This window comes from Devosia sp. WQ 349K1 (assembly GCF_016595685.1).
Taxonomy (GTDB): Bacteria; Pseudomonadota; Alphaproteobacteria; order Rhizobiales; family Devosiaceae; genus Devosia.
Genome location: NZ_JAENGO010000001.1, coordinates 52,251 through 73,761, shown reverse-complemented (window position 1 = coordinate 73,761; position 21,511 = coordinate 52,251). Strand labels below are relative to the sequence as shown.

Annotated in this window: 19 protein-coding genes and 1 tRNA gene; 11 read left to right on the top strand and 9 right to left on the bottom strand. The window is 55.8% G+C overall.

What is annotated here, in order from left to right; genetic code table 11:
* Nucleotides 1-8 precede the first annotated feature (8 nt).
* Nucleotides 9-887 carry a S9 family peptidase gene (locus JHL21_RS00295; protein WP_200211185.1) on the top strand — a complete coding sequence of 293 codons (879 nt, stop codon included), beginning with the start codon at nt 9-11 and terminating at the stop codon, nt 885-887.
* Nucleotides 888-1,060: 173 nt separating this feature from the next.
* Here JHL21_RS00295 and JHL21_RS00290 read toward each other — a convergent pair whose 3' ends face one another.
* The 3 genes from JHL21_RS00290 to JHL21_RS00280 all read right to left on the bottom strand — a co-directional run bounded on the left by JHL21_RS00290 (nt 1,061) and on the right by JHL21_RS00280 (nt 4,464).
* On the bottom strand, nt 1,061-1,855 hold the full coding sequence (locus JHL21_RS00290) for a hypothetical protein (RefSeq protein ID WP_200211184.1): 795 nt from the start codon (nt 1,853-1,855) through the stop codon (nt 1,061-1,063).
* Between the two features lie 1,375 nt (nt 1,856-3,230).
* Nucleotides 3,231-3,914, bottom strand: coding sequence for an outer membrane protein (locus tag JHL21_RS00285; protein WP_200211183.1), 684 nt, complete (start codon nt 3,912-3,914; stop codon nt 3,231-3,233).
* A gap of 403 nt (nt 3,915-4,317) precedes the next feature.
* A complete protein-coding gene (locus JHL21_RS00280; RefSeq protein WP_200211181.1) occupies nt 4,318-4,464 on the bottom strand; it encodes a hypothetical protein in 147 nt (48 codons plus the stop codon).
* An 874-nt stretch (nt 4,465-5,338) separates the two neighbouring features.
* Here JHL21_RS00280 and JHL21_RS00275 point away from each other — a divergent pair.
* Complete coding sequence (locus JHL21_RS00275) at nt 5,339-5,791, top strand: DUF6194 family protein (RefSeq protein WP_200211179.1); 453 nt, start codon at nt 5,339-5,341, stop codon at nt 5,789-5,791.
* Nucleotides 5,792-5,909: 118 nt separating this feature from the next.
* Here the strand turns inward: JHL21_RS00275 and clpA are convergent, their stop codons facing one another.
* Together clpA and clpS are read right to left on the bottom strand one after the other, a co-directional pair.
* Nucleotides 5,910-8,252 carry an ATP-dependent Clp protease ATP-binding subunit ClpA gene (gene clpA / locus JHL21_RS00270; protein ID WP_182395818.1) on the bottom strand — a complete coding sequence of 781 codons (2,343 nt, stop codon included), beginning with the start codon at nt 8,250-8,252 and terminating at the stop codon, nt 5,910-5,912.
* A 9-nt stretch (nt 8,253-8,261) separates the two neighbouring features.
* Nucleotides 8,262-8,678, bottom strand: coding sequence for an ATP-dependent Clp protease adapter ClpS (clpS, locus tag JHL21_RS00265; RefSeq protein WP_169193783.1), 417 nt, complete (start codon nt 8,676-8,678; stop codon nt 8,262-8,264).
* A 388-nt stretch (nt 8,679-9,066) separates the two neighbouring features.
* On the opposite strand from clpS, the gene JHL21_RS00260 reads away from it, so the two are divergent.
* Nucleotides 9,067-10,641, top strand: a complete 1,575-nt coding sequence (locus JHL21_RS00260) for a D-alanyl-D-alanine carboxypeptidase (protein WP_200211177.1) — start codon at nt 9,067-9,069, stop codon at nt 10,639-10,641.
* 110 nt (nt 10,642-10,751) lie between these two features.
* Nucleotides 10,752-11,024, top strand: coding sequence for a hypothetical protein (locus JHL21_RS00255; RefSeq protein WP_200211176.1), 273 nt, complete (start codon nt 10,752-10,754; stop codon nt 11,022-11,024).
* A gap of 22 nt (nt 11,025-11,046) precedes the next feature.
* On the opposite strand, the gene JHL21_RS00250 is transcribed toward JHL21_RS00255, so the two are convergent.
* The gene (locus JHL21_RS00250) at nt 11,047-12,408 is read right to left on the bottom strand and encodes an MATE family efflux transporter (protein WP_200211175.1); all 1,362 of its coding nucleotides are present in this window, start codon (nt 12,406-12,408) and stop codon (nt 11,047-11,049) included.
* 216 nt (nt 12,409-12,624) lie between these two features.
* On the opposite strand from JHL21_RS00250, the gene JHL21_RS00245 reads away from it, so the two are divergent.
* A complete protein-coding gene (locus JHL21_RS00245; RefSeq protein ID WP_200211174.1) occupies nt 12,625-13,353 on the top strand; it encodes an AzlC family ABC transporter permease in 729 nt (242 codons plus the stop codon).
* Entirely contained in the window at nt 13,337-13,645 is a 309-nt protein-coding gene (locus JHL21_RS00240; RefSeq protein ID WP_200211173.1) for an AzlD family protein, read from the top strand. Before JHL21_RS00245 ends, JHL21_RS00240 begins: the two co-directional genes overlap by 17 nt.
* A 57-nt stretch (nt 13,646-13,702) precedes the next feature.
* Here JHL21_RS00240 and JHL21_RS00235 read toward each other — a convergent pair whose 3' ends face one another.
* Entirely contained in the window at nt 13,703-14,146 is a 444-nt protein-coding gene (locus JHL21_RS00235; protein ID WP_200211172.1) for a hypothetical protein, read from the bottom strand.
* A 670-nt stretch (nt 14,147-14,816) separates the two neighbouring features.
* Between JHL21_RS00235 and JHL21_RS00230 the strand changes: the two genes are divergently transcribed.
* The 5 genes from JHL21_RS00230 (at nt 14,817) to JHL21_RS00210 (ending at nt 19,612) form a co-directional block, all read left to right on the top strand.
* The gene (locus tag JHL21_RS00230) at nt 14,817-15,404 is read left to right on the top strand and encodes a ComF family protein (RefSeq protein ID WP_200211171.1); all 588 of its coding nucleotides are present in this window, start codon (nt 14,817-14,819) and stop codon (nt 15,402-15,404) included.
* 2 nt (nt 15,405-15,406) lie between these two features.
* Nucleotides 15,407-15,961, top strand: a complete 555-nt coding sequence (locus JHL21_RS00225; RefSeq protein WP_200211169.1) for a hypothetical protein — start codon at nt 15,407-15,409, stop codon at nt 15,959-15,961.
* Nucleotides 15,962-16,395: 434 nt separating this feature from the next.
* Nucleotides 16,396-17,034, top strand: a complete 639-nt coding sequence (locus JHL21_RS00220) for a recombinase family protein (protein ID WP_200211168.1) — start codon at nt 16,396-16,398, stop codon at nt 17,032-17,034.
* A gap of 1,006 nt (nt 17,035-18,040) precedes the next feature.
* A complete protein-coding gene (locus tag JHL21_RS00215) occupies nt 18,041-18,907 on the top strand; it encodes a ParB N-terminal domain-containing protein (RefSeq protein WP_200211166.1) in 867 nt (288 codons plus the stop codon).
* A gap of 150 nt (nt 18,908-19,057) precedes the next feature.
* Nucleotides 19,058-19,612, top strand: a complete 555-nt coding sequence (locus JHL21_RS00210; RefSeq protein WP_200211162.1) for a ribonuclease H — start codon at nt 19,058-19,060, stop codon at nt 19,610-19,612.
* Nucleotides 19,613-19,824: 212 nt separating this feature from the next.
* Here JHL21_RS00210 and JHL21_RS17940 read toward each other — a convergent pair whose 3' ends face one another.
* Complete coding sequence (locus tag JHL21_RS17940) at nt 19,825-21,234, bottom strand: site-specific integrase (RefSeq protein ID WP_200211161.1); 1,410 nt, start codon at nt 21,232-21,234, stop codon at nt 19,825-19,827.
* 109 nt (nt 21,235-21,343) lie between these two features.
* A tRNA-Leu gene (locus JHL21_RS00200) sits at nt 21,344-21,427 on the bottom strand.
* Between the last annotated feature and the right edge of the window lie 84 nt (nt 21,428-21,511).

Below are 21,511 nucleotides of genomic sequence, written 5' to 3'. Positions count from 1 at the left end.
GAACGCAAATGGCATCACGCATTGCACTCGGCTTTGGCCTAGCCCTGCTGCTCACCAGCACCGCTTTCGCCGCGCCGGAAACTAAAATTGTTTCATATGAGGTCGACGGCATGAAAGTCGTCGGCACACTCGTCACCCCCGAGGGCGACCCTGCCCCTGTGGTTCTGCTGTTCCACGGCTTTGGCGGCTCCCGCGATGAGCTGGAAATCCCATCCGTGGGCAAGGGCATTTTCACCTATACCGCCGACAAGCTCGCCGCCGAGGGGATCGCGAGCCTGCGCATCGACTTCCGGAATTCGGGCGAAAGCGATGGCGAATTCCCTGACACCACCTATTCCGGCCAGATCGCCGATGGCCTCGCCGCTCTGGATTTCGTCAAGACGCTCGACACCGTAGACGCCGACAACATCGGCATCATCGGTTGGAGCCAAGGCGGCCTCGTCGCCTCTGCCGTTGCGGGCCGCAGCAATGTCCCAAAAGTCACAGCGCTCTGGGCCGCCGTTGCGGACCCGAAACAGACTTTTGACACGCTCCTCACCCCTGAAAAGGTGCAAGCGGGCCTGACGACCGGCGACACGCCGCTCGAACTCCCCATGCCATGGGGTTTCTCGCTGTTTTTGAAACAGGGCTATTTTGAAGAGATCGCCACCACCAAGCCGACCGAAGAAATCGCAGCTTATAAGGGCGCGCTCTTCGTGGCCGAGGGCACCAAAGACGAAGCGGTCGCCTATGGTGGCGGTCAGCTGTTCATCGACGCGCACGAGGGCGACGAAGAACACTTCGTCCGCGACATGGACCACAGTTTTAATGTATTCACCGACACCACGACGCTGCATGAAATGCTGGAAAGCACACTGGCGTTCATGAAGCCGTATTTGGGGAAGTAGGAAACACTGGCGGCGGTGTCGGGGAGTGGCGCCGCCCCGACTACTTAAAAGAGATAGCATTCAATAGCTTGCTAAAACCACACACATGGAACATGGAGGAAGATCCTCTAAACGCAAACCATTCAAATCGTTCCGACTATTTTTGATCAAACAGCAAATTTTTGAAGCACATTCTACAAGTCAAACATTTGATCTGACTTCAAATAGCTCCGTATCTCTAACCGCAATTCGACGATTTTTTCATAAAAGTCATACTTCGCTTCGGCAGGATGCTGATTAGGGAGCCAACTCCACGAAGCCAACTTCACATCATCTGTCTCAAGATAATGCTTTGCCATTAGCGCTGCACAACTTTTCATAGTGGGTCCGAATGCCACCATTGCAGAATGGAGATCGCTCTCGATCTGCTCCAACGCATTCGCAACAAACGTCGGAATTACTGGATCGGCTCTAAACCTTCTAATCTGTTCAAATGTTGCATGCAAAGTAGGCCCCATATGCAGCGCCCATGGTGTGTAGTCGCTCCAATCGATCGCCTTTGGCGTACCAGCTAATCTGCTAAATTCGCGCTCACCCGGTTCGATCAGAGCAAAGTTATCGTCTAGTGACCCAACGCTCACCAAACTTGAGTGGGGCTTTATGCGTGGAGTGCCTCCCTCTCTCTTTAGCCCCTTGCTGTCTGCATAACGATCGATCAAATCGTGGGCGTTTATTGCAAAGCTCTCTTCAAGCCCAGACTTCTCCCAAGCCTCAACTTGTCCATTCCAACTTAGGAAATCTAAAAGATGCTGCAACTTCTGAACCTGTAACTTGAACACCTCTGTTTTCGCCGGTTGAAGTAGAGTTTTTCGGGCGCGCCTATAGGTCAATATCGCCAGAACACTGCCCGTACCCCAGAATATTACTTGCACAATCGCAGGGACTTGCTCCAAACCGATAATGACATACGTCAGCAACCATTCAAGCATCGCCCCCTCCTTTTGAACATAGTTAAGAATATTGAATTCGGTACATATCCGCACCTTATCAAGAACACCAACGGAAACCGGAAAATCTTAACAGTAAACAACTAAGCACAAACCAGACAAGCAACTACCCCATAAGTACAACCCCTTAAAACACAAATTTCACATCAAATGCCAAATCAATTATCAACAAGATTTCAAGTTATTACAAAATCCAAAACCTTTCAGCACGCCCTCTAAACCCCTCCGCCTGAACTCGACTCTTTAATTCCGATGCTGGGAGAAAATTTCTGCCCCATGTCGCCACAATAGTGACGAGCAGCTAAGGGCGAGGGGCAGGCTCTTTAAAGAACAACCCCCACCCAACCTCCCCCTGGAAAGGGGGAGGAGTGAGAGCTGCCATTGCCTAGCAATCTAGTTCCATCGCCACCCACTGAGCGTCACCCTCGGCCCTGAGCCGAGGGCGTTGCACTTGGTGATATCTGGGCGGGCTGGAGTTCGCGTGGCGAGCGCAATGTTTCCATAACAGCTTAGTCAAGTGGAGGCCCCTCGGCTCAAGGCCTAGGGTGACGGCTGGTGGGAGTGGGAGAGATGGGGCGGAGGTTTCGGTGGAGGTGTTTCTGAGCGGGAGATGATTTCCTGCGTCACGCCCTCCGGCTTTCCCGTCATTGCCGGACTTGATCGGGCAATCCAGTGCGATGCCGGAACGGTCTGGATCACCCGGTCAAGCCGGGTGATGACGGTGGAGAGAATGCCAACTCACGCTTGCTGGGACAATTCGGCGGGGCTCTGCACTACACTAGTCCCACAAAGGCCCCCTCACCCGGCTTTTGGCCGACCAAGCCATTCGGGCATAGCTCTCATGGCCTTCACACCTAAAATCATCCCACAGGGATGATTTTACCTCCGGCCAGCTCGAAGCCCCCAGAGGGAGAGGTGAAGAGGCGCACGCTCGGGCTGGAAGAGCGGGAGTGAAGTTACCCCCACCCAACTTCTCCCTGAAAAGCGGGAGGAGAAGGAAGTGTGTGGGATGAAAGTACGCGCCTCATCAGCAGTGCGCTCTAAGGAGCGGGCGCAGTGAGAGCTGTGTGCGCTAGGCGAACCGGACCCGTGCTTTCCGCGCTTACGAATGCGATTAGGTCGGTGCCGACGGCTCAAGGCCTAGAGTGGCCGGCGGTCGAAGAGGGCACAACTGAGACGTTCAGGTAGCTTCTGCGGGGACGGTTGAGGCTGGCAGCGCATGCTTGGATCGCTGGTTCAGCAGACAAGGCGGGGTCGGAGTGGCGCGCACTTTTATGGAGACGTTAATAAGCGCAGGGAAATGGGCACTTTGTTTTATGTCCATTTCCAACAGTTCGCGGTCGAGCGTGACTAATCGTCAGAACTTGTAAGAAAGTCCAAGCTGCACCGAGTTGGATTTCAACGATACGCGATTTTCGGAGTCGGTGTTGAGCACGTTGCCATAATCCGAATGCCTGTACTCGAGACGGCCAACGAGGTTCTCGGTGAAGGAGTAGTCGACCCCAACACCAGCAGTCCAACCTTTGTAGATTGCCTCGAAGTTTTCCACGACCCCTCCGCGGAAGGTATAAGTATAATTGGCTGACGCTATCGATGGGCCTGCTGCAACATATGATAAGAACTGCCCCATTGCGTAACCGACACGAGCACGGACCGCACCGGTCCACTTCACCGACAAGTTTGAATTAAATTCATCGGTGTAGGGCGTGCCATCGGAGAAGTAGAACAGCGAATTTCCTTCAGCGCCCGTCCAACTGATGTCAGCGTCCAAACCCAAAACGAGCGAATTATCGAGCTGATAGTCGTATCCCAAATAAAGGCCGCCCATTAGGCCCTTCGGATTAGGATCAGAATAGTCGCGCTTATTCGGTTCATACTGCTGGTGCGAAATCCCCCAAGAGTGACCGACTTGTGCGCCAAGATATGCGCCAGACCAGTCAATTACCGAATGAGATTGTGGATCAGATGGGACCGCATCGAAAGCTTGTGCGGAGCCTGAGGCAACACCGAGAAATGCGAATGCGCAAAGGTACTTATTCATAAAAAAACCAAACGATAGAATTCGTTCAAATCTAACGAAGTGACAAAAGAATTAGAACCTAGAACGCCGGAATTTCTCCCTGCACGCGCGACGAGTGGAATATTATCCACAAAAATCGCGGAAAATTCAGATTGTAAAAAAACATTATATTTGTCAGAAAAGTAACATCCAACCTCGGCCACACATAGGCAAATAGGCGACAGAACTCGCGCACTACCGAAGCTAACCAGGCACACTCATATATTAGTGACCAATGCCTAATCTAGCTGGACGCGCCCTGTTGTTTTCGTTCCTCGGTCGGAGCCAGTTTGCACAACTTGCGACCTCCACCCTGTCCAAAACAAGAAAGGCCCGGGTTGCCCCGGGCCTTCTGTTTGTTCGATCAGCTAAGATCCAGCGGATATTAGCTGTCCTTGCTCGCCGTTGCCTTTGGCTTCTTTGGCTTGGGCAGGGCTTTGGGCTTGGCGGGGCGTGGGGGCACAGCCACCAGCTCTAGCTTTGCTTCGCGGCCTTCACCCACCACAGCCACGGTGACAGAACCACCGTTCACCAGCTCGCTGACAGGCAGTTATTTGCTCAGCGTCACGCCCCCCCCCTGCTTTACGTCATTGCCGGACTTGATCGGGCAATCCAGTGCGATGCCGGACCGGTCTGGATCACCCGGTCAAGCCGGGTGATGACGGTGGGAGAGAATGCCAACTCACGTTTGCTGAGACAATTCGGCGGGGCTCTCTACTACACTAGTCCCACAAAGGCCCCCTCACCCGGCCTTTGGCCGACCAAGCCATTCGAGCATAGCTCTCATGGCCTTCTCACCTAAAATCATCCTACGGGGATGATTTTACCTCCGGCCAGCTCGAAGCCCCCAGAGGGAAAGGTGAAGAGGCGCACGCTCGGGGTGGAAGAGCGGGAGTGAAATTACCCCCACCCAACCTCCCCCTTAAAAGGGGGAGGAGTTAGAAAGTGTAGGCCGAGAGAACACGCTACGTCAGCCGACTGAACTCTAATGCATGGACCGGTGAGAACTGTGCACGCCCAGCGCACTCGATACGTCCCTCCCTCGCTTGCGGGGGAGGTTAGTGGGGGCTTTGTACTTGGCTGACCCTAGGCGGGCCCCCTCACCCGGCCTTTGGCCGACCAAGCCATTCGCGCATAGCTCTCATGGCCTTCTCACCTAAAATCATCCCGCAGGGATGACTTTACCTCCGGCCGGCTCGAAGCCCCCAGAGGGAGAGGTAAAGAAGCGTGCGGTGGGGCTGGAAGAGCGGGAGTGAATCTACCCCCACCCAACCGAACGCGGTCTGTTCCTCCCCCGCTTGCGGGGAGGTTACGTGGGGGGAATGAGTGGGGCCATCTACTGAGATCACATAATAACCAAGCCTTGTCGTCTCCGCGGGCTTCTGCGTCTAGAGACGAGCCGCCAAATGGCCAAACTTGTTGCGATACTGGGCCTTCCTATCCGCAAGGAGACCATCATGCCCGTTTCGATCGAGGACATTGCCAATTACGTCGCCGCCCTGCCCGATGTTCGGGTTGATGACACAACCGCAGACGTGTTCTTTTTTAAGGGCACGGAGCAAAACTTTCCCTTTGCCACGGTGGTCACTCACGACCAGCCCTATGACGATCAATCCAATCTCGATCGCCAAGGCCTATTCCGCCTCAACATCCAAACCGATAGAGACACCTTTGAGCGCCTCTTCCCCGGCTTCGACAAATCAACATCTCCTGCGGAGAGCTTCGACCTCACCGCAATCGACACGCTCTTCCCCCACCCCGTCTACGCGAAAATGCGCTGGGTGAGTGTGATCACACCCGACCATTCGTGGCCCCGCTGCCAAGAGTTGCTCCGCACGGCCCACGGGCAAGCCAAATAGCCCATGCGCTATTGACCGCCCCCACCTGAGGTAGATGAACAGTGCGTTGGTGACATGCAAAAAGGCCCGGGTTGCCCCGGGCCTTCTGTTTGTTCAACCAACTAAAATCCAGCGGAAATTAGCTGTCCTTGCTCGCGGTTGCCTTTGGCTTCTTTGGCTTGGGTAGGGCTTTGGGCTTGGCGGGGCGTGGTGGCACGGCCACCAGCTCTAGCTTTGCTTCGCGGCCTTCACCGACCACAGCCACGGTGACAGAACCGCCGTTCACCAGCTCGCCGAACAGCAGTTGATCAGCCAGAGGCTTCTTCACATGCTCCTGAATGACGCGACCGAGTGGGCGCGCGCCCATGCGTTCGTCATAGCCGTGTTCCGCCAGCCAATCGGCGGCTTCTGGGGTCAAATCGATGGTCACGCCGCGTTCGGCCAGCTGGCCTTCGAGCTGCAGCACGAACTTTTCGACCACACGACGCACGGTTTCGCGCGGTAGTGGCGCGAACGAGATGATCGCGTCCAAGCGGTTGCGGAATTCTGGCGAGAACTGGCGGTTGACCGCTTCCTCGTCGTCACCCACTTCGCGCTTGCGGCCAAAGCCGATCGGCGCACGAGCGAGTTCTGCCGCACCAACGTTGGAGGTCATGATCAGGATCACATTGCGGAAGTCGACCGACTTGCCGTTGTGGTCCGTGAGCTTGCCGTGGTCCATCACCTGCAACAGAATGTTGTAGAGGTCCTGATGGGCCTTTTCGATTTCGTCGAGCAGCACAACGCAATGCGGATGCTGATCCACGCCGTCTGTGAGCAAGCCGCCCTGATCAAAGCCGACATAGCCCGGAGGGGCACCAATCAGGCGCGAGACCGTGTGGCGCTCCATATATTCCGACATGTCGAAACGCAGGAGTTCGACGCCAAGCGTATCGGCCAGCTGTTTGGCGACCTCGGTCTTACCCACGCCGGTCGGGCCGGTGAAGAGATAAGAGCCGATTGGCTTTTCAGGCTCACGCAGGCCCGCACGCGCCAGCTTAATGGCGGACGAGAGCGCGGTGATGGCATTGTCCTGACCGAAGACCACGGTCTTGAGGCTCTTTTCGAGACCAGAGAGCAGTTCCGCGTCAGACTTGGAAACGGTCTTAGGCGGAATGCGGGCGATGGTCGCGATGGTTGCTTCGATGTCTTCGACGTCGATGATTTCCTTGCGCTCGCCTTCGGGCAGCAGCTTTTGGCTGGCGCCGGTTTCGTCGATCACGTCGATGGCCTTATCGGGCAGTTTGCGATCATTGATATAGCGTGCGCTCAGCTCCACGGCAGCCTTGAGGGCATCGTCGGTGTACTTGAGCTTGTGGAACTCTTCAAAGTAAGGGCGCAGGCCCTTCACGATTTCAATCGCATCAGGAACGGTTGGCTCGTTGACGTCGATCTTTTGGAAGCGACGGACAAGCGCGCGGTCCTTTTCGAAGAACTGGCGATATTCCTTATAGGTGGTCGAGCCAATGCAGCGGATCGCCCCGGAAGCCAGAGCTGGCTTGAGGAGGTTCGACGCATCGAGCGCGCCGCCCGAAGTGGCGCCAGCGCCGATCATGGTGTGGATTTCGTCGATAAACAACACGGCTTCCGGCTGCTTTTCGAGCTCCTTCATCACCTGCTTGAGGCGTTCTTCAAAGTCACCGCGATAGCGCGTGCCAGCGAGCAGCGCGCCCATGTCGAGCGAATAGACGATGGCGTCCTTGAGAACGTCAGGCACATCGCCTTCGACGATTTTGCGCGCGAGACCTTCGGCGATGGCGGTTTTACCCACGCCAGCGTCGCCCACATAAAGCGGGTTGTTCTTGGAGCGGCGGCAGAGAACCTGAATGGTGCGGCGCAGCTCAGCGTCACGGCCGATCAAGGGGTCAATCTTGCCCTTCTTGGCCTTGTCATTGAGGTTGACGCAGAACTCGACGAGCGCCGAAGTCTTCTTGCCTTCCTGCGCGTTGTTGATGCCACCTTCCCCATCTTCGGCGCCGTTGACGCGACGATCTTCATTGGGGCCGGATTTGGTGATGCCGTGCGAGATGAAATTGACGGCGTCGAGGCGGCTCATGTCCTGCTGCTCAAGGAAATAGGCAGCATGGCTTTCGCGCTCGGCGAAGATCGCCACGAGCACGTTGGCACCGGTCACCTCTTCGCGGCCGGAGGATTGAACATGGATCACCGCGCGCTGAATAACGCGCTGAAAAGCAGCGGTCGGGCGCGCTTCCTGGCCGTTATGGACGACAAGGCTATCGAGTTCTTCGTTGATAAAATCTTCGAGGTCGCTTTTAAGCGCATCAATATCGACGTCGCAGCCGGTTAAAACGGCGATGGTTTCCCGATCGTCGGTCAACGCCAGCAGCAGATGCTCAAGCGTTGCGAACTCATGGTTGCGCTCACGGGCAAGGTTCATCGCCTGGTGCAGGGCCTTTTCGAGTCCGCGCGAAAATGAGGGCATATGATGTTCCTACTGTTTTTCCATCACGCATTGCAGCGGATGCTGGTTTTTGCGTGCCGTATCCATGACGCGAGTGACCTTGGTTTCAGCCACTTCGTATGGATATACGCCGCACTCACCGACCCCCTTTTGGTGAACATGCAGCATGATGGTCATGGCGTCTTCTCGTGACTTGTTGAAGACGTCCTGAAGCACCGAAACGACGAATTCCATCGGCGTGTAGTCGTCGTTGAGAAGCAGCACCCGATAGAGGTTCGGACGCTTGGTTTTGGGACGCGTTTTGGTCACCGTCCCGGTTTCGAAATCTGCGTCGTTTCCGCCCGATCGGTCATCCCCATCATCCTTCGGCCCGAGCCAAGGCCCATCGGGCCCAGCAGAGCGTTGGGAATAAAAGGAAACAGGGATCTGCGTAGAGAGTGTTTTCATAAAGTAGACTGTCGCCAGACAAAACGAAGCAGCGGGTTGGACCCATTATGTAGGTAAGAATGGACCCATGTTAAGGGCTCGGCCACCCCGAACTGGCGAGAGTGCAGAACCCAGCTCAAACTTGCCCATAGAATAGCTCAATTCGCCGCACATTGAAGCGACAAAACAGCAAAGCGGCACGTCACCCATCACATTGCCGAAAAACTCTCGTGACATTGATTCAACAGTGCCGGTGAAAAAGCTTTGCATTTTACGAAATCGTAACCGCCCCACCGTAGCTTACAAAAGGCTGCTCAGTCAGGTTTGGGGGACAAACCCCGATTGGACGGCCGCGTTAGTTGTGTTGCGTACGGGCATTTTTCGCCCGAGTGAGTAAACGGAGTACCGGGTGGCTTCCCTGGCAAAATCCCCTTGGCGCGGCATTATTGCTCGCGCAGCCGCTGCCTTTGTCGTTGCGCTAACTGTCAGCATCTCTGCTGCAGCGCCGACCTATGCAATTGAAAACCTACGCAAATATGCCGGTATCGTGGTCGACGCGAAATCGGGCAAAATCCTATATGAAGATCAGGCTGACTCTCGTCGCTATCCGGCATCTGTCGCGAAGGTGATGACGCTTTACGTCCTGTTCCAAGAATTGCAGGCGGGCAATCTCTCGCTCAATTCCAAGATGACCGTGTCCCGTCACGCTGCTGCGGCCGTTCCGACTAAGCTCGGCCTGCGCGCTGGCGCCACTATTTCGGTGGAAGACGCCATCAAGTCTCTCGTCACCCTGTCGGCCAATGACATGTCGCGCGTTATTGCGGAACATATCTCGGGAACTGAAGCCAAGTTCGCTGAGCGTATGACCGCCACCGCGCGTGCTCTGGGCATGGGCAGCACCACCTATCGCAACGCTTCGGGCCTTCCCGATGGCGGTCAGGTCACCACTGTGCGCGATCAGGCTATTCTGGCGATTGCTGTCTACCAGCACTTCCCGAACTATTACGAATTCTTCCAGACCCGCTCGTTCTCCTATGGCAAGCGCACCTACGGCAACCACAACCGCGTTCTCGGTTACATGGGCGCTGTGGACGGCATCAAGACCGGCTTCATCAATGCGGCTGGCTCGAACCTGATGACCGCAGCCCGCAAGGATGATCGCCACGTTGTCGTTATCGCTTTCGGCTTCAACTCTGCCGCATCGCGCGACGAGAAGGTCCGCCAGCTGGTCAACACCTATTTCAACAAGGGCCGTTCCGGCGGCTACTTGCAGACCGCTATGGTTCCAGTGCCTGGCCGCCAGGGCAGCACCCAGTTCGCACTGGCGCAGCCTAATCAGCAGCGCAAGGCAACTTTCGCCATGCCAACGCCAATGCCTGAGTTCCGCCTCGCTGCACTTGTTGCCGCCAATGGAGCACAGCCACAGGCAGCCGTTGCGGTCGCATCGGCACCAGCTCCCGCGGTCGCAGTTGCGATGCCAGCGCCTGCCCCTGCAGACCTCGGCCTCGTGCCAGCCGCACAGGCAGCCAATGCTTTGGCAGCGCCAAGCGTGCCGGACTACAATTCGGACGTGATCGGCGCTTGGCTGAGCGACACCTATAAGCTGGGTGCGCCGCCATCGGCCCTTGGCCAGACTGCGCCATCGGCACCGCTCGGCATCGGCCCAACCAGCTCGAACACCCAGACGCCAAACGTCGACCCAATCAACACAGCTTCGGCACAGACGGGTTCTGCCCAAGTCGCTGGCTGGATCGTGCAGATCGGCGCAGGTCCATCGGAAGACGGTGCACGCACCATGCTTTCTGATGCCGCCCGCAAGGTTGGCTCTCTGGGCGACTTCCGCTCCTTCGTCGAACCGTTTGATCGGAACGGCAAGACCTTCTACCGCGCCCGCTTCGTCGGCTTTGGTGACCGCAGTGCCGCCAACGCTATGTGCGAGCGCCTAAAGGGCCAGGATATGCAGTGCCTGGCCATGCAAGGCTAATGAACGAACGACGTGGCGGCTTCCCGCCAAACCATACCACCGGGATGATCAGCTCATTTGAGCCCCATCCTATAGGAAACAAAATTGGTGCTTGTGTACGGAGTAGCCCAATGAGTGACCGTAAAGCTCTCGTCGAACTGGCCAGTTTCATTGGTCGCTCGCCGCTCGCCTCCCCTGATATGAAAGTGCGCAATAAGGCACTTTCGGGCATGACGGAACGCATGCTGCCCAAGAAGCGCTCTGTGAGCGACCTGCTCGGTGTGGTGATGACGCTCTCGGCTCGAACCCGCCGCATGGCGCAGGCGCCGGCCTTCGTCGAACTCGACGTGTTTGCCCCAGGCGGGAAGCGGGCCATCCGCCTCACGCTGGGCAACAAATCCTAAGCAGAAGTTTTGATGTGGCGCTCTAAACGAGCGCCACAATCTTTTTGCGCTTCCAGACGAACTGATACCAGGCCGCCTGCAAGATCAGCATGGCCGTAAAGCTCGCAGCGTAAGCAATCCAAATCCCACGCAGACCCAGTTCGGTGCCGCTGAGCCAGATCGCTCCGGGGATCTCGATCCCAATGATACAGAACAGCGAAATCACCATAGGCATATAGACCGTGCCGCTGGCGCGCATGACGCCCGAGAACACAACGCTGCCACCAAAGCAGATAATGCTCCACAGGACGACCCGGAGTAGGTCTTCCGTCAGCTGAACGACTTCTGGATCGGTCAGGAACAGCGCCACAACAGCTTCACTGAAGAGATAGGCCAGCACAACCAGCGTACCGGTAACGATCAGATTCATGATCAGCGCAGTACGGGTGATAGGGCCAAGCTGATCTTGTTTGCGCGCACCAATAGCCTGTGCGGCAAAGATCGAGGCCGCAATACCAATTGACATGGCCGGGAACTGCACATAGCTCATCACCTGCCCCAGCGCGCCATAGGCGGCGGTTGCATCTGAGCCGAAACGGTTGACCAGGCCCACGACGACAATCCCGGCAATGGACGAGATGATCATCTGCAGACCTGCCGGAATGCCCAGCTTCAAGGTCAGGCGCAAGAGCTTCCAATCAGGACGCAGGATGGCGGCCAGCAAGTCACGGTCTGGCGCGAGCGGCATGTTGCGCGCACGCATATAGACGAAGAGGAAAATCAGGACGGTCACAAAGCCCGCAATGGTTGCCCACGCTGCAGCGGTGACACCCAATTGGGGTAAACCACCCCAACCAAGGATCAGCGCTGGCGTCACAAGCAAGCTCACCACCATTGACATGATCAGCGAGAGCAGCGGCGTAATGGTGTCACCCACACCCCGCAGGATCGAGGTTGCCACAAGAAAGAGGAAGAATGCCGGCATACCAAACAGCGAAATGCGCGCGTAGCTAATCGCCATATCCCGGATATTCTCGGGCGCACCCAAAGCCATCATGATCTGCTCAGCGAAGGTTCCGCCCAACACACCAACAATAAGGCCGAAGACAATCGTCGCCGCAAAGGCAGAGCCAGCGATCACCTTGACCTTGGCAATATCCCTCGCGCCCCAAGCCTGACCGATAAGCGTGGTCGCGCCAGCGGAGAGACCGATCATGAAGCTCATCAGCAAAAAGATCAGCGGGAAGTAGGTCGCAATAGCGGCCAGCGCCTCCACCCCAATCATCTGCCCTACGTAGATTGAGTTCACGGTTCCTGACAGCGCCTGCAGGATATTCGACGCCATAAGCGGGACGAGAAAAATGGCGAACCTCTGCCAGAGAGGGCGCGCAGAAAAGGGATTCATGAAACGCTCCGAAGGGCCAAAGTGCGACTGGCCCGGCTCAGCAAACCGTAGAAACAGTCATTGAGTCGAAACAATCGCGCCCAATGACTACGTCGCGTCTCTACGCCCGGATTAACAAAGCGTCAATTCAGCCAAGACCATCCACACCTAAGGCGTGCATCACTTTGCGAGCGGGGCATCTTTCCGTTCTCAACTACCATGCTAGACACATGAACGATGTCACACCTTGCCCAAGCCCCCGATTCCCTCAGCAATCAGTTCCTAGCCGGCGCCCGCGCCTGCGTGCCCGTCGCCATTTCTGTTGCGGCCTATGGCCTGGTGTGGGGCGTGCTCGCCCGCTCAACCGGTCTCAGCGCCCTCGAAGTGGTTTTGATGAGCACCATGGTCTTTGCCGGTGCCTCACAGTTTGTCGCTTTGGAATTGTGGAGCACACCGGCCTCAACCCTGCCCATAGGGGCAATGGTGTTGGCAGCGCTGATCGTCAACCTGCGCTATCTGCTGCTCACTGCCACCCTGCGCCCGCTCTACCCGCCCGGCCCTCTCGGCTTTAAAGCCCTGCAGATGTATCTCGTCACCGACGAGAACTGGGCGATGACAGTATCGGCCATGGCCCATGGCAAGGGCTCGGTTGCCTTCCTTTTGGGCGGCGGCACTTTGGCTTGGCTCTCGTGGATGCTGACCAATCTCATTGGCTATGGCCTCGGCTCAGCCATTGATGACCCAGCGCAATGGGGCCTCGACTTCGCCTTCACAGCGACCTTCCTCGCCCTGCTCCTTGGCATGTGGAAGGGCAAGGCCGACCTCATTCCATGGATCGTCGGGGCACTCGTCGCCATCATCGCGTCAAAACTGATCGATGGCAGCTGGCACATTCTCATTGGCGGCATCGCCGGTTCGCTCGCGGGCGCATTTTTTGAGGTGCGCAAGCATGCACATCTCCCCTGAAGCTTTCCTCGCCATCCTCGGCATGGCCTTTGTCACCATCGCGGTGAAAGTCTCAGGCCTGCTCCTAGCGGACCGGCTCCCCCGCGACGGTTTTGCCGCCGCCTGGCTGAAACATATTCCCGGTGCCGTTCTCGCCGCGCTGGTCGCGCCTGCCCTCGTCACCGGCAGCCCAGCGGAACTGGTGGCAGCTGTTGCAACAGCGCTGGTTTTCGTCGGCACAAAAAACCTGTTTGCGGCCATGGTTGCAGGGGTGGGCACGGTGTATCTGGTTAGGATGTGGATTGGGGCTTAGGGGGCGAGGCACCGAACTATCAAAGCACTCGGTGCATTCCCCCCATTCCCAACGGAACTATTTCCGCGCCATCAAACGACACCCCATCCGTTGCGCCTGCCAACGTACGGCGAACGTGTCCGTTACCTCGAAATAACCATCCCCGTTTCCGCTGCCATGATTTGCCCCCATGCAGCTGCACTGACATTCATGACCTTGTGCATCCCAGCACTGCTTGGCGCAAACCTCTTGTTCTGCATATGGCTGAATTACATAAAGTCGCGAATAGCGATCCAATGCTCGCTTCACAAACGTATTGAAGTGGGTGCTCGGAAGTTCCCATCGACGCTGTGATAGAAGCCACTTCGGCGCACTTTTCATTCCCAGTTGAAGCCAAATGCGATTGTCTTCAGCATACGGGAGCTGCACATGCAACTTGTATCCCGTTCCTCGGCGTATCGCTACAGGCGTAGTTTTCTGCGCCATCACCCGCGACAGCTGGTCCTCTTCAATGACTTGCATCTCTCCCCTCCCGTGAGAACCACGAGGTGAATATGCAGCATTAACGAGGGTTGGTCATCCCGCGGAGAAATTACGATATGTGTCACCAACCTAGTTCTCAAATTCAATTCGACAGAAGGCTCGAAAACAAAGAAGCCGACCCGTTTCCGGATCGGCTTTCTTTTGATTTCAGTTCTAGCGATAACTGAATGGTGCCCCCCGCCGGAGGCTCAGCAGTATATCGAACTGACATTTTGTGATCAAATCCCTAGGATTTCTGGGCACTTCCGACGACACCCGATACCCGATAGAATAGGCCGTGTGTACCACGCGTGTCAAATTTGTGTACCGCCTAAAAGGCTACGGTAAGCACCACAGAGCGCTCGGTCACACCGCACAGCTCTCATATGCCCCCCCAGGAACAGGAAATGGTTCCTCGATGGAAACAGGCAGAAACAACTGAGCTCGCACCGCGAGAGTATCCCATATCAATTAGAGATATCGCTAGATCTCAGTTGCGCCAAACCCGTCACTCGATTGATCAGCCCCCGCCCCCTCAACGTGATGGAGCGGTTAGTGACGCGAACCGATGCATTGAAGCGCCATCACACGCATAAATAAATTCTAAGACGCCTAGCTTTTTACAACAACCATAACAACATAAGTACCCTCGAAAGCGGAGGGGACATTTATGAAGGTAAACATTCGAAAAATTAAAGGACCTTGGAATGACGGCTACGCGCTAGACAAACACATAGTGTCCAGCACGTATCTGTACGACAATGAGTTGGGCCATCCACAGTTTGACACTGTACGTACAGAGGTTGGAGAGGCGGTATACCAACTAAAATATCGCGCTTCTTGGGCCCAAAGCCCGCTACTGGCAACAGCAATCTACGAGCACATTGTACCACTATTACCCAAGATAGGGTTGGTGATCCCAATGCCAGCGTCACAAGTTCGACAGCAGCAGCCCGTTTCGACAGTGGCAAGAGATCTCGCAGGACTGATGAATGTGACTTCATTCGAAAACATCATTCAAAAGGCCCCGTCGACCACCGGTAAGAAACTCAAGGATCTGGGCACAAAGGCAGAAAAGCACGCCGAACTCGCTGGTCGATTAACAATCCAAGATAGCATTGCCGGTACTGGGCAATGGAACGCTTTGCTTGTGGACGACCTATTCGATACAGGAGCTTCAATGGAAGCGGCTTGCGCAGCCCTTCAAACCTACCCAAAGATCAGCGGCGTATATGTAGCCGCCCTTACGTGGAAATAAAAATGCAGTCTGTGTTCATCGCTGGCTCAATAAAGATCAGAAAGATGCCCATTGCGTTTTCGCAACGCCTCGAAACCCTGATTAATTCGGATCTTCACGTCCTTGTTGGTGATGCGAATGGCGCAGACAAGGCGATGCAAGCGTTTCTGTACGAGAAAGGCTGCGAAAATGTGACTGTTTATTGCTCAGGAACAGCCCCCCGAAACAACTTGGGGGGGTGGCAGATTCACAACGTTCACACGTCAGCGTTACCGGGAAGTAGGCAATTTTTCGTGGCAAAAGACTTGGCGATGGCTACGAAGGCAGATTTCGGCCTGATGCTGTGGGACGCTAAAAGCACGGGGACGCTCGGCAACGTCCTAGAACTCGTGAAGCGTGGAAAAAAGTCGGTTGTTTATGTGACAACCGAACGCTCTTTCGCCATCGTGCGAGACGGGGCAAGCTTGCGAACGCTGGTTGGAGTGATGGACAACGATGCTAGATCCCAAGCCGACCTAAAAATACGAATTTCCGACCAAATTGCGGCTCTCAATGGCCAACCTGAATTGCCGTTTTGAGGCATAGCTCCCGGCACAGTATGAGGAATATGGACAAAAAGTTTGGTCCGCCATGAAAATCTGCGTGACGATCACGGCACTTATTTACGCACCGCAGTGTAGCTCGACCTTTCGACGCTATCAAACACGCTCCTGATCATTGCACTACCGCAGCCCGCGGAGCTTATTGGTCGAGCGATCGGGTCCCTGCAAGAAGCGCTAGCGTCCACCCTAAAAATGCCCAAAATTCGCGAGGGGGCAGTCTCTTGAAAGCCGAATGACTTTGCCCCCCTCTCGGCGCAAGTTAGCCGCCCCCTCAACGCAGCTACGGAAAGTGTCCACAGGGTATACCTCTATGAGCACACAGGAACTGCCGTCACGCCGCGCCCACAAGGGTTGACTTTCATTTGTTGGCAGTCACCTATGTGGGCACGAACCTTGTTGGCAGGTAATTCATGTCTCGCACGATCCTCTATGCTCGCGTCTCCACTTCTGACCAAAACAGCGCTCACCAACTTATTCAGGCAGAGGCAGCAGGGTTCAAGATTGACGAAGTCATCACCGATGACGGCGTGTCGGGAGTGAAAGTGCCCTTGCGGGAACGTCCAGAAGGGAAACGTTTGTTCGACAAGCTGCGGCACGGAGACGTGCTCGTGGTGCGGTGGGTGGACCGCCTAGGGCGCAACTATCAGGACGTCACAGACACTATCAGGCACTTCATGCGGCAGGGCGTTGTGGTTCGAACTGTCATCAACAACATGACCTTCGACGGCGCGACTGCGGACCCCATTCAAATGGCGGTACGGGACGCTCTGGTGGGATTTATGGCCGCTACGGCACAAGCTCAAGCCGAGGCAACAAAGAGCGCCCAGAGGGCTGGAATTGCGGATACACGCGACAAGGAACCGGAGAAATACCGAGGGCGTCGACCAAGCTATACACACGCCCAGCTTACGACTCTTCGAGACATGGACGCGCTAGGTGCTGGAGCGTCTGCTATCGCTAAGGCAACCGGTCTTACGCGTCCGACAGTACAGCGCCTCCGGGACAACCCCGACGCAGCCGAACAGGTGCTAGCGAGGTGGCAGAGATGATAGGGAGAGATTTGAGTGCTCCGCCCCCCGTACGTTCTCCGGAATAGCTCCCCCTATTTATCGTACTGCGTCGCCGCGCCACAGCATGTGCGCCTCCGCTACAATTTCACTACGTGGAGCCTCAGAAGTGCCGCCGTTCAGCAGAGCTAAATGTCATCACATAGCGACAATCGACAATCGCGAAACCGGCCTACCAGAAAACCCAAACAACCCCTTGTTGCATCACAACAATTTTTAAAACTAGAAGCCGTTTCCCGATAGCATCTCCGGAGAAATAGCAAAGTGAACCGACCAAAGAAGGAACAAGCACCACCATCAGGACAGGAGATGAGGGACCGTGTCACTCAGCGCTCTATCTCAGTGGGAGATGAATTAAAAAGTTATCTAGGTAGCGCTCGTGTCAAATCAGAAACTTACAACGCGGTTCTGGCACTTAGGGACGCTGCTGACTTCGCCATCAGCACAGCAGTAGAGCTCGCTATCGCAAACGAGGTAATCACGCCTCAATCTCGCGGTGACTACACGTGGACCATCTGGTGCTTGCTGAAATACACGCGGATGCTCCCCCCAACCACTCAGGTCGCGCTACGCGAAACGGTCGGCCCACTCGTAGCCTTACCTCCAAAGGCGAATGTGGCTACCCCAACACTCAACAGCGCAGAAGATCTCGTTCTCGTGACACTACCGCTGACGATCCAGAACGCAACATCGAGTGCACTCGCTCCCCGGTAGCACCTCAATTGCCAGAATAGAGAGGCAGAGGTCACCTAGGGCTTTGGAGGGGGGGCGTACCGGTTCCCCGTGCTGCACACCGTCTGCGCCTCTCCGCTTAGGCTCAAACATGATTTCCGCCACACGCGGAAGTACCCAACTTTTAACGTAGAGAAGAGCCTCAATCCTACCTTCAGATATCTACATTGTCTTCGCAACGCTTACCGCGATTACCGCCCCTAGGCCACTACCCCGTCCCATAGAACCGAAACTTTTCATTCTAACGGACACACTCATGACCGAAGTCCCAAAAGCCAGCCCAATCGCTTGCACTCAACCACCGGCCATTGAAGGGAGAAATGCACCAAAATCTGTCAACGAAGAGTTTTGGAAGCCAACCCGCAACCTCATCCGAATAGACCCATACTTTAGGACACGCCACCAACCGACCGCAGATCAGCACCACGTCAAACAACTTGCGGCAATTTTGAGGAACACGGGGCAACTTGATCCGCTTTTACTCTGGGACAATGGCAAAGCCCTCATCCTCCTCGACGGTGTGCACCGCCTAGCAGCCTACAAAGCAGTCGCATGGCAATCAGGAATTCCATCGAGAATTGTGACCTGCGCTAAGCGAACTGCGTTGCTTCTCGCTGGCGCAGAGAACGCCAAGGCCTCAATCCCACTTTCAGGCCCTGAACGCGCTGATTTCGCGTGGAAGCTCGTCAGGGACCCTAATGGCAACTACTCAAAATCCGAGATCGTGACAGCATCGGGCATCTCTAAGGGCACTGTCGACAACATGCGAGCGAGGTGGGTTGGGATGCAGCACGAAGGTATGGAAGCCACTGGCTTATGGTTCCGTGACCGAAGGCCTAACACAATGGAATCCTACGAGAGCCCAGAAGATGAAGAACGGACAGCAGCCGTTCGAACACTCGCGGGGGCCATCCTCGACGCACTGAACGGGCTTCATCGCAGGGATTCCGAACTGGTGGCCGAGGCACTCCACTACGCCATCGGACACAAGCTGGAAGCCATGATGGACTACCTCTTCAATGAAGAGAAGAAGGAAGACGAGGATAAGGATGAGGATGAGGATGAGGATGAGGATGAGGATGAGGATGAGGATGAGGATGAGGATGAGGATGAGGATTTCTAACCAAATCGCGACCTCAAACGCTACCTAACAACCCAACCATTATATGCCCATTTTGGGCAGGGCTGAGCACCCTGCGAAGGTAAGCACGACCTTCGCCCTTCACTCGCAACGTCACAATCATTTCTATCGAAACAACCAAGGAGGACCGGGATGACCGCGTCGACCAACCAACAAGCATTGCCGAAAGAACATCACAAAATCATCGGCTACACCCTAGCGACCAACGGGAAATGCGTGGAAAATTACGGAACAGGAGCATGGGGCGCCGTCATCATCGCAAATAGCGAACATGGCTCATGGGTTCTGGACGAACTTGCAGGAACACAAGACGAAACCACCTGCAACAGGATCAAGATGGCACCCGTTATCGAAGCTTTGAAAGCGGTACGAAAGCACCCCAACTTCGAACATGACTGCACAATCGAAGTCCAATCTGACAGCAAAAACCTAGTCCAAGGAGCCAGTGATTGGATTCATAATTGGAAACGGAACGGCTGGAGGAACGCCAACAAAAAGCCGGTTAAGAATAGAGAAATGTGGGAGGAGCTCGATAATGCCACAGAGGGTCTGACGATCCGGTACACTTGGATCTCAGCAGCCGAAAGCGAAATGCATCAGCAAACAGCTCTTAGGCTCTCGGAATACGGACTGAAGGCCATCGGACCAGCAAGAGCATTCTGCTCGCAGTTTCAGTCACTCTCCTGATTGGAGAGCTTCAGAATAGGCTGTCAGCCACTCCAGTTCTTATGACCTATCTGCACCTCAAGTTCAGCTAAGTCCTCATGAACGCACTAGGCGACAGTCTTCCTCGAACACGGTGAATTAGCGGGCGGCGGCGGGCGGCGGCGGGCGGCAGGGATACCCCTCGCGTCGCCCCCGTCCAACTGCAACAGCCTCGGTTTGCCTATCTGTTTTAACTAATCGGCCTGACCAAACGCCTTGCGCATCGCACGTGTGGTCTCGAGCAGCTTCGCCTTCTCGCCGCCATATACCCGGTCCCCAACGCTATCGAGCGACCAACCCATAATGAGATTCCGAACGAGCTCAGGCGTTTGAGCAAGTGCGAGACGATCCTTCATGTTATGCCGTAATGAGTGGATCACGTGTTTGGGGTTGGTCGTGACCTTGCGAACGTGCTTCATCAGTGCTTGGGAAGCAGCATCGCCGCCCCTGTGACGCCCATATCGAGGAAAGAGCATCGTACCTTCTGACAGCGATAGCGCCACATTTGCAGCGTCCAACGCATCGCCAACCAACGGCACACACCGAATTGACGACTGGGTCTTTAGGCGACGGTTCTCATGCCAGGCAACTCGAATATGGGGGAGCGGGTCGAGAGCGAGAGTGTCCAGCACCACGTCCTCCCGACGCAATCCTGTAATCTCAGACAGACGACACCCTGTTCCGGCAAGTATCCTCCACAGGCAGTTCATGTCTTGCGCTGCCGCTGTGACAAAGCGCGTTGAAACCGCCGCTAAAACTGGCCCCGGCAGAGGGTCTCGCGCCTCTGCTTCAGTCGAGCCATTTGCGATCGTCGGCATTGGCAACCGCTCAAACACGTTGCGCAGCCCCGCTGGCATCAGGCCTTCGGCAAGTGCGAAGTTGACCACAGCACGGACGATATTCAACTCTCGATCAACCGTCGAGACGCTGACCTTTTGACCGTTGGCCTTGAAGCGATCCAACATAAAGTCGCGCGCTTCTTTCGCGTCCTCGCGGGTCAATTCTGCCAGCACCGGGTCCCGACAGAGTGCGGTAATTACCAGCCGCACCGCTCGTTCAGCACTAGCGATTGCGGTCCTTTCGGAACCTTCGCGGTCGTCGCCATACCGCTCCTTGATGTACTCACGTAGAGCGTCGCCCAAAGTCGCTAGAGGACGAGCTACCTTCCCACTGTTGCGTAGCAAATTGACTAAGTAGGTCTGGTCTTGGGGAATGCCTACGGGCTTCCCGGTATCAGGGTCTTCCGGATAAGAAGCCAAAATATTGTCCGCCAAGACGTCGCGAGGATTCGGCGGCAAGTCACCGTGGTCGTAGTCAATGTCAGGGATATGTTCGACAGCGGCACGAAACTGGCGCAGTGCATCAGCGTATGCGTCGCGAGCGGACCTAGGCACAGCGTTATCCGCCGTTCCCTTGGCCTTACGAGCACGAGCGATCTGTTGCTCAATCTGTGCGTGAAATTTGGGCCAAGCTGACAAAGCTTGAGTGTGGCTATTGCCAAGCGTCCCTTTGAACTCGGCCTTTCCGATGACCTCAACAATGTCACCCGGTACGCGGCGGCGGTACTTCCACACCCCCTGCGCATTGCGATTCACGTGCTTCACGACCAGCCTCACAGCTGAACCCCGTGTACTGCGTGTGTACCACGTTGTGTACCGCTAGGGGCACTCAGGGCCTTGAAACACAGGCTTTCCGGGACTTTTTGGAGATTATTGGTGCCCCCCGCCGGACTCGAACCGGCACACCTCTCGATACTTGATTTTGAGTCAAGCGCGTCTACCATTCCGCCAGAGGGGCACGCTTAGGGTGTTACCGTAAGCCATTTTGCTACGCAACAGATTCTGTGCGTTTTTCCTGCCGTTCAATACCTACGCACAGATT